Genomic DNA, 13,045 nt, shown 5'->3' on the forward strand with positions numbered 1-13,045 from the left:
CACCGTCGCCCCTCAGACCCGCACACGATCGCGGAGCTCGGCGAACCGCACGTCGCCGATGCCGCTGACGTCGAGCAGGTCCTCGACCGCGGTGAACCGGCCGTGCTCGTCACGCCAGGCGATGATCCGCCCGGCCAGCCCGGGTCCGATCCCGGGCAGGGTCTCGAGCGCGGTCTGGTCGGCGGTGTTCAGGTCGACGACGGCGGTCTCCTCGCCCCCGGTGCCCGCAGTGCCACCGCTGCTCCCGGCCCCGGCCCCGGCCCCGGCGGCGGCGGTCGGCCCGGCGGCAGCACCGTCTGCCATCGGCCCGAGCGCCTCGGGCACCTCCTGTTGCCCGACCCGCGGCACGTACAACCGCTCGCCGTCCGTCAGCACCCGGGCCAGGTTCAGGCGGTCGAGATCGGCGTCGTCGGTGGCCCCACCGGCACGTTCGAGCGCGTCACCGACCCGGCTCGATGCCGGCAACTCGACCACACCGCTCCGCCGCACCGCCCCGAGCACGTGCACCACGACGCGCCCGGCGCCAGGAGCGGACGGAGCAGCACCGGCAGACGCACCTGCGGTCGGAGACGGTACGCCCGACGCCGCACCCGCACCGGCCGTCGGCGCACCACGCACGACGACCCCACCCGTTCCCCCGGCACCCTCGCCACCACCCGACACCAGAGCCCCGACGAGGACCACCACGACGGCGACCACCACCACGACCGCCGCCAGCACCACGGCTGCCCGCGGTGACAACGCGAGACGGGACCACCAGGGTCCGGGAGACGACGGGGACGACATGCCCCGAACGCTACGGAGCCCGGCCGATCGGCAGGGCTCCGGAGGTCACACCCGTGGAGGGGTGCCGCGAACGCCCCTGCTGTGAGGGACGACGCCAGCGACGGTCGCTACCCCTTGATGGCGATGTTCACGAGCTTCGGCGCCCGGACGATCACCTTCACGATCTCGCGGTCACCGATGTACCGCTGGACGTTCGCCGACGACCGTGCGAGCTGTTCGAGCTCGTCCGCCTCGATCGACTTCGACACCTCGAACGAGTCACGCACCTTGCCGTTGACCTGCACGACGGCGGTCAGGGTCTCCTGCACGAGCAGCGTCGGGTCGGCCTTCCGCCAGCCGTACGTGGCGACGGTGGCCTCGTAGCCCAGCTTCTCCCACATCTCCTCGCCGGTGTACGGCGCGAAGACGCTCAGTCCGAGCGCGATGGTCTCGACGGCCTCGCGCACGGCGGGGTCACCGGCGCCGGGGCCGCTGTCGATCGCCTTGCGGGTGACGTTGACCAGGTCCATCAGTCGCGCGATCACGACGTTGAACTTGAACGACTCCATCATCCCGGGGGCGTCGGCGAGGAACCGGTGCGTGACCTGGCGGAGTGCCCGGTCGCCGTCGGCCCACACGACGTCGCGTGCGGACGTGACGTCGAGCGCCAGGCGGTACGCCCGCGCCAGGAACCGAGCAGAGGCGGACGGGGAGACGTCCTCCCAGTTGATGTCGTCCTCGGGCGGGCCGGCGAAGCCCATCACCAGGCGGATCGCGTCGACGCCGTTCGCGTCGAGCTCGTCACCGAGCGAGACGCCGCCCTTCGACTTCGACATCTTGGAGCCGCCGGACAGCACCATGCCCTGGTTGAGCAGCGCCGAGAACGGCTCGGTGAAGTCGAGGTACCCGAGGTCGAACAGCACCTTCGTGACGAATCGGGCGTAGAGCAGGTGCAGGATCGCGTGCTCGATGCCGCCGATGTACTGGTCGACGGGAGCCCAGCGGCGCGCGGCCGCCGGGTCGAACGCCTGGGTGTCGTCGTTCGCCGACAGGAAACGCAGGAAGTACCACGACGAGTCGACGAAGGTGTCCATCGTGTCGGTGTCGCGGAGCGCCGGGGTGCCGTCGACGGGGTTCGGGACGTTCACCCAGTCGGTCGCGCCACCGAGCGGGGACGTGCCCTTCGGCTTGAGGTCGAGGCCCTCGGTGTCCGGCAGCACGATCGGCAGCTTGTCCTCGGGCACCGGGTGCTCGGTGCCGTCGGCACCGTGGATGATCGGGATCGGGGTGCCCCAGAAGCGCTGGCGCGAGATGAGCCAGTCGCGCAGGCGGTAGGTCTTGGCGGCACGGCCGGTGCCGCGCTCCTCGAGCAGCGCGATGGCAGCGGTGATGGCGTGCTGCTTCGACATGCCGTCGAGCGGCCCGGAGTTGATCATCCGGCCCTGACCGGTCAGCGCTTCGCCGGTGGCGACCGGGTCGAGGGTCGGCACGTCGAAGTCGTCGAGCGTCGCGCCCTCGGGGATGACCGGGATCGCGCCGGTGACGGCGGCGTTCGTGTCGACGACCACCTTGACGGGCAGGTCGAACGCCCGCGCGAAGTCGAGGTCGCGCTGGTCGTGCGCGGGCACGGCCATCACGGCGCCGTGGCCGTAGTCGGCGAGCACGTAGTCGGCGGCCCAGATGGGCAGGCGCTCCCCCGTGAGCGGGTGGATCGCGGACCGGCCGAGCGGCACGCCGGTCTTCGGGCGGTCGGCGTTCTGCCGGTCGATCTCGGACGTCTTCTGCGTTGCCGTCAGGTAGGCGTCGAAGGCGTCACGGACGGAGGACGGCACCGACGGGTCGGCGACCAGCTCAGCAGCCAGGTCAGAGTCCGGCGCGACGACCAGGAACGTCGCCCCGTTGATCGTGTCCGGACGGGTGGTGAAGACCGTGACGGGCTCGTCGCGGCCCTCGATCACGAAGTCGACGTCGGCACCGACCGAGCGGCCGATCCAGTTGCGCTGCTGCGCGATGACCTTCGCCGGCCACCGCCCCTCGAGCTGGTTCAGGTCGTCGAGCAGCCGGTCGGCGTACTCGGTGATCTTGAAGTACCACTGCGTGAGCTTCTTCTTCACGACGACGGCGCCGGAGCGGTCCGAGGTGCCGTCGGGCAGTACCTGCTCGTTCGCGAGCACGGTCTGGTCCACCGGGTCCCAGTTGACCCAGCTGTCCTTGCGGTACGCCAGGCCCTTCTCGTACATCTTCAGGAACAGCCACTGGTTCCACTTGTAGTACTCGGGGTCCGAGGTGTGGATCTCGGTGGTCCAGTCGAACGACGGCGCGTAGCGCTTGAAGGACGCCTTCTGCTGCTCGATGTTCGCGTAGGTCCAGTCCTTCGGGTCCACCCCGCGCTTGATCGCCGCGTTCTCGGCGGGCAGCCCGAACGAGTCCCAGCCGATCGGGTGCAGCACGTTGAAGCCCTGCTGGCGCCAGTAGCGCGCGACGAAGTCCCCGAGGGCCCAGTTCTCGGCGTGCCCCATGTGCAGGTCGCCGGACGGGTACGGGAACATCTCGAGGATGTACTTGCGCGGACGGGTGTCGTCGAGGTCGGTGGTGAAGAGCCCGAGCTCTTCCCAGCGGGGCTGCCACTTCTCCTGGATACGACGGAAGTCGTAGGCGTTCGGGTCCTCGGCGTGCTGCTCGGTGGTCACGGTCGTCAACGATACAAGCCGGGAGGCCCGTCCCGCGTCCGCCTGTCGGCTCACCCGGCGAGCAGGCGTCCGTCCCGCATCCGCAGGGTGCGGTCGACCAGGTCCGGCGCCACCGGGACGTGCGAGACGATGACGACCGTCCGACCCGCTGCGCGGGCCGTGGTGACGAGGTCACGCAGCACGGTGTCACCGAGGTCCGGGTCGACGTCTGCGGTCGGTTCGTCGAGCACCAGCACCGGGAACGCGTGCAGCAGTGCGCGGGCGAGCGCGAGCCGGTGCGCCTGGCCGCCGGACACCAGCACGCCGCGTTCCCCGACCGAGGCGTCCAGCCCGCCCCGCCGGACCACCCACTCCCCCAGGCCGACCCGGTCGAGCACGGCGAGCAGTTCGTCGTCGGTCGCGGTCTCACGGGCGAAGAGCAGGTTCTGCCGCACCGACTGGTCGAACACGAACGGGTCCTGTTCGATCAGGCCGACCCGGGCCCGCACTGCGTCGGGGTGCATCGCCTTCGCCTCGACGCCGTCGAGCGTGTAGGAGCCCTCGTGCTCCACGAACCGGACGAGCGCGTCGACCAGGGTCGACTTGCCGGCGCCGCTCGGCCCCTCGAGCACGACGACCTCACCGGGGGTGAGCGTGAACGAGACCCCGTCGACCGCGGGCTCGGCAGCCCCCGGCCAGCGGACCGTGAGGTCGTGGACGGCGAGTGTGACCGGCCCCTCGACCACGAGCGACGCCGGGTCGGCGTCCTCGTCGGGCTCGGGGACGATGCCGACGGGCACCTCGGCGGGCACGACCTGCTCGACCCGATCGGCCGCAGCACGCACCCGGCGGAGCGTCAGGACGGCGAGCGGGACGGTCCCGACGACCTCGAAGAGCGCGAGCGGCACGAAGACCGCCAGTGCCCAGAGCGGACCGTCGAGCGCACCGGACACCACGGCGGGGGCACCGACGGCGAGGATCCCGATCACCGCACCGCCACCGACCAGGCCGACGAGTGCACCGACGAGCGACTCGACCGTGCCACGGCGGCGGACGGCCCGGGTGACGCCGGCGTCGAGCCGGGCGATGTGCGCGAGCCGCTCGTCGAGGGTGCCGTACGCGGCGAAGACGTCGAGCGTCCGGACGGTGTCGAGCACCAGGTCCGCGACGCGACCCCGGTCGGCGGCGGTCTCGCGGTCCGAGCGCTCGGCGATCGACCGGGTGACGATCGTGCCGACCAGGGCCGCGACCGCCAGCGCGAGGACGAGCACGAGCGCCGCCGGCACCGACACGAGCGCCACGGCGACGACCGACAGCACCGCGACGACCCCGGCGGAGACGAGCGGGCCGACGACGCGGATCGGCAGGTCCTGCAGCCGGTCGGTGTCGGTCACCAGGCGCGTCATGAGGTCGCCGCGTCCGGTCCGGCCGAGTCCGGCGGGCGCGATCGACGCCAGCCGTCGGTACATCTCCGTCCGCACCACGGCCAGTTGCCGGAAGGACGCGTCGTGCCCGGCGAGCCGGTCGACGTAGCGCAGCACCGCACGCCCCAGCGCGAAGGCGCGCACGCCGACCATCACGAGCGTCAGGTACAGGATCGGCGGGTGCTCGGCGGCACGGGTGATCAGGTAGCCGCTCGCGGCGAGGAGCGCGACGGCGCAGAGCGCGCTGAGCGACCCGGCGGCGACCGCCTTCGCCCAACCCGACCCGTGCGGCATCGCGAGCCGCAGGACGGAGCCGCCACGGGCCTCCCGGCTCATGCGCGCACCCCCCTGCGGACCGTCACGGACCCGCCGGCGCGGACGTCCACGCGGACGTCCGCCGCGGCCACGACCGCGGGTCGGTGGCTGGCGACCACGACGACGGCGCCGTCGGCCGCCAGGCCTCGGGCTGCCGCGATGACGCGTTCCTCGGCCTCGGCGTCCAGCGCCGAGGTCGGCTCGTCGAGCAGCACGAGGGGCGTGGCGGCGCGGCGTGCGCGGTACAGCGCGCGGGCGACGGCGACGCGCTGTGCCTGGCCGCCGGACAGTCCGCTGCCACCGGCGCCGACCGGGAGGCCCGGGTCGAGTCCCAGCCCCGCGTCGCCCAGGGCGGTGCGCACGTCGGCGTCGTCGGGGGTCGCGCTGAGCGCGACGTTCTCGGCGATCGTCCCGCGGACGAGACGCGGGCGCTGGTCGGCCCACGTGGTGCGCTCGGCGACGGACGCGCCGGCCGGGCCGGGCACGGTGACGGCACCGTCGTGCGGCAGGACACCGCGGAGTGCGGCGATGATGCTCGACTTGCCGGAACCGCTCGGGCCGGCCAGCACGACGACGGTGCCGGGCTCGGCGTGCAGGTCGAACGGTCCGATCACGACGTCGGGTCGGCGGACGGTGAGCCCCCGGACGTCGAGCCCCCGGACGTCCACGGCGGTGGCGGGTGCTGCGGTGTCCGTGTCGGTCCCGCTGCTGCCGGTCGCGGACGACGATGCGGTCTCGTCGTCGGCCAGCACGTCGAGCACCGCGGCCGAGGCCTCGACGCCGTCCTGGGCGGCGTGGAAGTCGGCGCCGACCTGGCGGATGGGGGCGAAGGCCTCCGGGGCCAGGACGAGCACGAACATCGCGGCCCCGAGGCCGAGCGAGCCGTCGACCAGGCGGATGCCGATCGAGACGGCGACCAGCGCGACGGACAGGCTCGCGGCGAGCTCGAGCGCGAAGCCGCTCACGAACGACAGCCGGAGCACGCTGATCGTGCCGCGGCGGTACTCGTCGGTGACCGCCCCGATGCGACCGACCTGGCGGCGCGCACGGCCGAAGACCTTGAGCGTGGCGAGCCCCTCGACGGCTTCGGTGAAGGCGCCACCGAGCTTCGCGAGGGCGTCCGACTGCTTCCGCTGCAGCGACTGCGTCGCCAGGCCGATCAGGATCATGAAGACCGGGATCACCGGCAGGGCGAAGAGGATGATCAGCCCGCTCGTCAGGTCGCCCAGGCCGATCGCGACCAGGAGCATCGGGGTCGCGATCGCGGTGAGCGCGAGCTGCGGCAGGTACCGGCCGAAGTAGGCGTCGAGTGCGTCGAGCCCGGGACCGAGCGTGGTGGCGAAGCCGGCGCTCGACCGGCCGGCGAGCCACGACGGACCGCGCTCGGCGGCGCGGGCGAGCACCGTCGTGCGCATCTCGCTCTTCACCTTCGCCGCAGCGCGTGCCGCCAGGTCGTCGGTCGCCCAAGCGGCCACCGCACGCAGGACGAACGCCCCGCCGAGCAGCGCGAGCGCCTGCCCGAACGCCGCCGGGACCGTGCCGTCGCCGACGGCGTCGACCCCGAGGGTGACGGCCGTGGCGATCCCCCACGCGATCGCGATGGTCGCGAGCGTGCGGAGGACACCGGTGCCGGCGGCGGCGACGATGAAGCCGCGCGCCGTCCGGGACAACCGCAGGAGTCGGGGGTCGAGGGGCTTCATCGTCGTCCGCCTAGTGCGCGGCCGCGGTGACCTGGGCGCGGGAGACGCGCTTGCGGAACACCCAGTAGGTCCAGGCCTGGTACGCGAAGACCAGGGGCACGAAGATCAGCGCGACCCAGCTCATCACGGTCAGCGTGTACGACCCGGACGAGGCGTTGTACACGTTCAGGCTGTTCGCGACGTCGTTCGAGGCCGGCATGACGTCGGGGAAGACCGCCGTGAACATCGCGAGCACGATCGCGGCGATGGTGACCGCCATCAGCGTGAAGGCGCGCCCCTCCTTGCCCCAGGCGTTGCAGAGCACGGCGAGCACCAGGGCCAGGGCGGCGACCACGGAGAGCACCAGCGAGGCCGGGGTGGCCCGGACGAAGGCCATCGACACCAGGAACGCGGCGCCGACGACGATCGTGACGATGCCGGCCCGGGTCGCCAGGCGCTTGGCGCGGACGCGGATGTCGCCCTCGGTCTTCAGCGCGACGAAGACGACCCCGTGGGTGAAGAACACCAGCAGCGTCGCGGCACCGGTCAGCAGCGCGAACGGGTTGAGCAGGTCGAAGATCGTGCCGGTGTAGTTGTGCCCGGCGTCCATCGGGATGCCACGGACCACGTTGCCGAACGCGACGCCCCACAGGAACGACGGCACGGCACTGCCGACGATGATCATCAGGTCGAAGCGGCGCTTCCACTCGAGGTGCTTGTTCTGGTGCCGGTACTCGAACGACACCCCTCGCAGGATGAGTGCAGCGAGGATGAGCAGCAGCGCCAGGTAGAAGCCGGAGAACATCGTGGCGTACCACTCCGGGAACGCCGCGAACAGGCACGCCCCGGCGACGATGACCCAGGTCTCGTTGAGGTCCCAGACCGGGCCGATGGTGTTGATCAGGACCCGACGGTCGGTGTCGTCCTTGCCGAGGAACGGCAGGGACATGCCGACACCGAAGTCGAATCCGTCGAGGACGAAGTAGCCGACGAAGAAGACGCCGACGATCGCGAACCAGAGAACGGGGAGATCCATCAGGCAGCGTCCATTTCTCGTGCAGTGTCCATTGCTAGTAGACCGTCACTTCGTGCTTGACCTCGCCGGTCTCCTCGTCGACCTCGTCCGGGTCGGCGGGCCCCTCTTGCGCGACCTTCTTGATGAGCTTGAACTCGACGACGGCCAGCGAGCCGTAGATCAGGGTGAAGACCAGCAGCGAGATGAGGACCTCGAGTCCGGTCACGTTCGGCGAGACACCGTCCTTCGTCTGGAGCAGCCCGAACACGAGCCACGGCTGGCGACCCATCTCGGTGAAGACCCAACCGACGATCATCGCGGCCATCGGCAGCGGCACCGTCCAGGTGGCGATGCGCCACACCCAGCGCTGCGTCGGGAACCGGCCCTTGCGGGTCAGCCACAGCCCGACCAGCGAGACCATGACCGCGCCGACGCCGAGGGCGATCATCCAGCGGAACGACCAGTAGGTGACCCAGATGATCGGCTTGTAGTCGCCAGGGCCGTACACCTGCGTGTACTGCGCCTGCAGGTCGTTGATGCCCTCGACCGTGCCGTTGAACGTGTGCGTCGACAGGAACGACAGCAGGTACGGCACCCGGATCGAGAACAGCTCGTGCACGCCGTCCGGGGTGCCGAGCGTGAAGATCGAGAACGAGGCGTCCTTGCCGGTCGCCGTGTTGTACAGCGCCTCGGCCGCCGCCATCTTCATCGGCTGCGTGTCGACCATCGTCAGTCCGAGCTGGTCGCCGGTCAGGACGGTCAGCGCGCCGGCCGCGAGCATGGTCCACATGCCGAACTTGAGCGCCGGCATCATCGTCTCGAGGTTCTGGTTGCGCGCCAGGTGGTAGGCCGCGACCGAGATGATGACCGCCGCGGCGACCATGAAGCAGGCGAAGAGCGTGTGCGGGAACGCGGCCAGGGCGACCTTGTTGCCGAGCACCGCCCAGATGTCGGTGAGTTCCGCACGGCCCTTGGCCTCGTTCATCGCGAAGCCGACCGGGTGCTGCATGAAGGCGTTCGCGGCGATGATGAAGTACGCCGACATGATCGTGCCGGCGCTGACGCACCAGATGCTCGCCAGGTGCAGCCCCTTGGGCAGGCGGTCCCAGCCGAAGATCCAGATGCCGATGAACGCCGCCTCGAAGAAGAACGCCAGGATCCCCTCGAGCGCGAGCGGTGCGCCGAAGACGTCACCGACGAAGCGCGAGTAGTTCGACCAGTTCATGCCGAACTGGAACTCCTGCACGATGCCCGTCACGACACCCATCGCGAAGTTGATCAGGAAGATCCGCCCGAAGAACCGCGTCAGCTGCAGGTAGTGCGCGCGGCCGGTCCGGTACCAGGCGGTCTGGAACACGGCCACCACGGCTGCCATGCCGATCGTCAGCGGGACGAAGAGGAAGTGGTAGATGGTCGTCAGACCGAACTGCCACCGCGACAGGAGGAGCGGATCGAGGAGGTCGTTCATGCGGCGATTCCGAGACGGGTGGCCGCGCGCTGTTCGTGCACGTCAGTTGCTTCCTGTGGAACGGATACATCAGGTGTCACAGCCCTTGGGACACCCCAACGCTATCGCGCCGCACCCCTGTTCGACAACTTGTAGAACCTCCCTGTGCACAAACGTGCACAGCCTCTGCACGGCACAACCGTGCGGCACGGATGTTCGCGCTGCCCCGTCCGCGAACGACGACAGGCGCCGGGTAGATACCCGACGCCTGTCGCTTTTCTGTCGTGGAGCTGTGGCTACAGCAGACCCTCGGCCTTGAGCCAGTCCTCGGCGATGGTGGACGCCTTCTCCTTGTCGGCCGTGCTCTTGGTGTTGAGCTCGATCAGGGCCTCGGTCGTGAGCTTCTCGTTGACCGAGTCGATCGCGTCCGCAGCCTTCTCGTTGACCTTCTTCGAGACGACCGGCACGACGTTCTGCGGCAGGATCAGGTTCTCCGGGTCCTTCAGCGTGACGAAGCCGTTCGCCTTGATGCTCGGGTCGGCCGTGTAGATGTCGGCCAGCTGGACGGTGTCGTCCTTGAGCGCCTTGACGGTCAGGGCGCCGCCGCCGTCCTCGATCGCCTTGAAGTCGACGTCGACGCCGTAGACCGACTTGAGCCCCTTCGGGCCGTACGGCCGCGTCTGGTTCTCGGAGTTGGCGCCCACGGTGAGCTTCTCGTCGACGTTCTTCAGGTCGGCCAGGCTCGTGACGTCGTTGTCCTCGGAGAACTTCTTCGTGACGGTGTAGCTGTCCTGGTCGGTGGCGTCGGCCTCGTCGAGGACCCGGAGACCCTTCGGCAGGGCCTTGTCGAGCCCGTCGTCGATCTGGTCGGCGGTCTTCGCGTCCGAGCCCTTGTCGAAGTACTGCAGCAGGTTGCCGCTGTACTCGGGCATGACGTCGATGGCGCCCTTCTCGAGCTGCGGGATGTAGACCTCACGCTGCCCGATGTTGAAGTTGCGCTTCACGTCGAAGCCGTCCTTCTCGAGGACCTGGGCGTAGAGCTCGGCGATGATCTCGTTCGAGTAGTACTGCTGCGAGCCGACGACGATCGTCTTCGAGTCGGACGAGTCGCTGGAGCCGCTGTCGAGCGGGTCGCTCGACGCGCAGCCGGCGAGGGCGGCGACGACGCCCACCGCCATCGCGGCGGCGACACCGGCGCGGATCTTGGGTGCTGTGATCACGAGGGATTTCCTTCCGGGAGTGGATTGCGGGCTCGCTCACGCGACCCCTGACGCTGTCGGGCCGACGGGTCCGCGGTGCCCTTCGGCACCGCCGCCCGCTGCAGCACGGCGAACACGATCTCGAACGCGATCGCGAGGGCGATCACGAGGATGGAGGCGCCGAGCATCTCGGCGTAGTCCTGGGTCTTCAGGCCGAGGAAGAAGTACCCGCCGAGGCCACCGGCCCCGACGTACGCGGCGAGCGTGGCCGTCGCGACGACCTGCAGCACCGCGGCACGGATGCCGCCGATCAGGAGCGGGAGCCCGAGCGGGATCTCGACCTTCCACAGGATCTGCCAGCCGGTCATGCCCTGGGCCTTCGCGGCGTCGACGACCCCCGGGTCGACGGACTCGATGCCGGAGTACGCACCGGCGAGCACCGACGGGATCGCCAGGATGACGAGGGCGAGCAAGGGAGCCTGCAGCCCGATGCCGAGCAGCAGCCCGAACAGCGAGAGCACGCCGAGCGTCGGGAGTGCTCGCACCCCGCCGGACACCGCGATCGAGAAGCCGCGAGCACGGCGCGTGTGGCCGATCGCGTACCCGACCGGCACGGCGATGACGGCGGCGATGAGCACCGCGAGCAGGGTGATCCAGACGTGCTCCCAGAGGCGCTGGGGGATGCCGTTGTAGCCGCCGTAGTTCGCGGGGTCGAACACCCACGCGAAGGCCTGTCCGATGATCACGAGGAGACCTCCGCTGCTTGCAGGACCCGGCGGGCCTGTCGGCGTGACACCGAGTTCGTCCGGGTCCACGGCATGACCAGGCGCCCGAGCAGCACGAGGAGGCCGTCGAGGGCGAACGCGAGCACGAGCACCATCACGATGCCGGAGAGGATCTCCTCGTAGATCCCGCGCCCCAGGCCGTCGGTGAACAGCAGGCCGAGACTCGGGATGCCGAGGACCGCGCCGACCGTGGTCAGCGAGATCGTGGAGACCGAGACCACCCGGAGCCCGGCCAGCAGGACGGGACCGGCGAGCGGGAGCTCCACACGGAAGAACCGCTGCGCCGGTGAGTAGCCCATCGCGGTCGAGGCGGACTTGGTCTCGGAGTCGACCGAGGTCAGCCCGTCGACCGTGGACCGGACCATCAGTGCGAGGCCGTACAGCGTCAGGCCGATGACGACGTTGATCGGGCTCTGCAGGCCGGTGCCGATGATGCTCGGCAGCGCGACGAACAGGGCGAGCGACGGGATGGCGTAGAGCAGACCGGCGAGGGTCACGATGCTGCTGCCCACTCCCGACGCGAAGCGCGACCCACCGGGGCGCTGCAGCCGGACCACCAGCCACCCGATCGGGATCGACAGCAGGAACGCGACGATGATCGGCGGGATCGCGATCGCGAGGTGGGAGAGGGTGTTGTCCCAGATCGTGTCGAGGTTCGCCAGCACCCACTTCACCGGGTGCCCCCACCCTGCGCCGGAGCACCCGGTGCGTCGTGCGACGCTCCGGCCTCTGCTGCTCGGGCGTCGGACTGCGGCACGGCCTCGGCGGCGTCGACGACCCCGACGGGGCCCGTCAGCACGCCGGCCGCGCGGCCTTCACCGTCGACGACGATCGGACCGGTCGGGGTCTGCTCGACGCGGAGCGCGCGGCGCCCGCGGCCGGCGCCGATGAACGTGGCGACGAAGTCGTCGGCGGGTGCGGCGAGGATCTCGGCCGGCGTCCCCTGCTGGGCGATCTCCCCGCCCTTCTTGAGGATGACGACCTGGTCGCCGAGCTTGAACGCCTCGTCGATGTCGTGCGTCACGAACACGACGGTCTTGCCGAGTTCGCGCTGCAGGCGGATGAGCTCGTCCTGCAGGTCGTTGCGCACCAGGGGGTCGACAGCACCGAACGGCTCGTCCATGAGCAGGATGTTCGGGTCGACGGCCAGCCCGCGGGCCACACCGACGCGCTGCTGCTGGCCGCCGGACAGCTGTGACGGGTAGCGGTCGGCGAAGGCACGGTCGAGTCCGACGGTGTCCATGAGCTCGAGGGCGCGCTTGCGTGCGTCGCCCTTGGAGACGCCGGTCAGCAGCGGGACGGTCGCGATGTTGTCGACGACCTTGCGGTGCGGCAGCAGTCCGGAGTTCTGCATGACGTACCCGATGTGGCGACGGAGCTCGACGGGGTTGATCCCGGCGACGTCCGAGCCGTCGATCTCGACGGTGCCGGAGGTGGGGTCGACCATGCGGTTGATCATGCGGAGCAGCGTGGTCTTGCCACAGCCGCTGGATCCGACGAAGACGGTGGTGGTTCGGGATGGGATGACCAGATCGAAGTGCTCGACCGCAGTCGTGCCGTCCGGGTAGGTCTTGCGTACCGAGCGGAACTCGATCATGGGGTGCCCTTCTGTTCGGAGGTAGCCCGACTCCGGATGAGAGTACCCGGGGGTGCCGACATCGGTTCGCTGTGACGATCCGTGACGGACCCGCGGCGGTGCACCGGTCGGTGGGGATGCCGACGGGCACGACGGGATCGGCGGGGACGA

Annotated in this window: 10 protein-coding genes; all 10 read right to left on the minus strand. The window is 70.3% G+C overall.

Annotation, left to right across the window (positions count from 1 at the left end):
- Window positions 1-12: 12 nt before the first annotated feature.
- Window positions 13-786 (minus strand): ComEA family DNA-binding protein, encoded by a 774-nt coding sequence (locus ABRP24_RS11800; RefSeq protein ID WP_349848349.1) that lies wholly within the window; start codon window positions 784-786, stop codon window positions 13-15.
- A 107-nt stretch (window positions 787-893) separates the two neighbouring features.
- A complete protein-coding gene (leuS, locus tag ABRP24_RS11805; protein WP_301600596.1) occupies window positions 894-3,455 on the minus strand; it encodes a leucine--tRNA ligase in 2,562 nt (853 codons plus the stop codon).
- A 50-nt stretch (window positions 3,456-3,505) separates the two neighbouring features.
- Window positions 3,506-5,194 (minus strand): thiol reductant ABC exporter subunit CydC, encoded by a 1,689-nt coding sequence (cydC, locus tag ABRP24_RS11810; RefSeq protein ID WP_349848352.1) that lies wholly within the window; start codon window positions 5,192-5,194, stop codon window positions 3,506-3,508.
- Window positions 5,191-6,873: a thiol reductant ABC exporter subunit CydD gene (cydD, locus tag ABRP24_RS11815; protein WP_349848354.1), complete on the minus strand. Its 1,683-nt coding sequence runs from the start codon at window positions 6,871-6,873 to the stop codon at window positions 5,191-5,193. The genes cydC and cydD overlap by 4 nt, the downstream gene beginning before the upstream one ends.
- A 10-nt stretch (window positions 6,874-6,883) precedes the next feature.
- Complete coding sequence (cydB, locus tag ABRP24_RS11820) at window positions 6,884-7,888, minus strand: cytochrome d ubiquinol oxidase subunit II (RefSeq protein WP_111057761.1); 1,005 nt, start codon at window positions 7,886-7,888, stop codon at window positions 6,884-6,886.
- Window positions 7,889-7,922: 34 nt separating this feature from the next.
- Window positions 7,923-9,335, minus strand: a complete 1,413-nt coding sequence (locus ABRP24_RS11825) for a cytochrome ubiquinol oxidase subunit I (RefSeq protein WP_027465275.1) — start codon at window positions 9,333-9,335, stop codon at window positions 7,923-7,925.
- 275 nt (window positions 9,336-9,610) lie between these two features.
- Complete coding sequence (locus ABRP24_RS11830; RefSeq protein ID WP_027465274.1) at window positions 9,611-10,534, minus strand: ABC transporter substrate-binding protein; 924 nt, start codon at window positions 10,532-10,534, stop codon at window positions 9,611-9,613.
- Window positions 10,531-11,259, minus strand: a complete 729-nt coding sequence (locus tag ABRP24_RS11835; RefSeq protein ID WP_027465273.1) for an ABC transporter permease — start codon at window positions 11,257-11,259, stop codon at window positions 10,531-10,533. Before ABRP24_RS11835 ends, ABRP24_RS11830 begins: the two co-directional genes overlap by 4 nt.
- Window positions 11,256-11,972, minus strand: coding sequence for an ABC transporter permease (locus ABRP24_RS11840; RefSeq protein WP_027465272.1), 717 nt, complete (start codon window positions 11,970-11,972; stop codon window positions 11,256-11,258). Before ABRP24_RS11840 ends, ABRP24_RS11835 begins: the two co-directional genes overlap by 4 nt.
- The gene (locus tag ABRP24_RS11845) at window positions 11,969-12,895 is read right to left on the minus strand and encodes an ABC transporter ATP-binding protein (RefSeq protein WP_214521243.1); all 927 of its coding nucleotides are present in this window, start codon (window positions 12,893-12,895) and stop codon (window positions 11,969-11,971) included. The genes ABRP24_RS11840 and ABRP24_RS11845 overlap by 4 nt, the downstream gene beginning before the upstream one ends.
- Window positions 12,896-13,045 lie beyond the last annotated feature (150 nt).

This window comes from Curtobacterium sp. WHRI 8282 (assembly GCF_040223925.2).
GTDB classification, from domain to species: Bacteria; Actinomycetota; Actinomycetes; order Actinomycetales; family Microbacteriaceae; genus Curtobacterium; species Curtobacterium flaccumfaciens.

What these genes read in the sequence shown, in the direction of transcription:
- ABRP24_RS11825 (WP_027465275.1), bottom strand. Translation starts at nt 9,335, where the DNA reads ATGAACGACCTCCTCGATCCGCTCCTCCTGTCGCGGTGGCAGTTCGGT.
- cydD (WP_349848354.1), bottom strand. Translation starts at nt 6,873, where the DNA reads ATGAAGCCCCTCGACCCCCGACTCCTGCGGTTGTCCCGGACGGCGCGC.
- cydB (WP_111057761.1), bottom strand. Translation starts at nt 7,888, where the DNA reads ATGGATCTCCCCGTTCTCTGGTTCGCGATCGTCGGCGTCTTCTTCGTC.
- ABRP24_RS11800 (WP_349848349.1), bottom strand. Translation starts at nt 786, where the DNA reads ATGTCGTCCCCGTCGTCTCCCGGACCCTGGTGGTCCCGTCTCGCGTTG.
- cydC (WP_349848352.1), bottom strand. Translation starts at nt 5,194, where the DNA reads ATGAGCCGGGAGGCCCGTGGCGGCTCCGTCCTGCGGCTCGCGATGCCG.
- ABRP24_RS11845 (WP_214521243.1), bottom strand. Translation starts at nt 12,895, where the DNA reads ATGATCGAGTTCCGCTCGGTACGCAAGACCTACCCGGACGGCACGACT.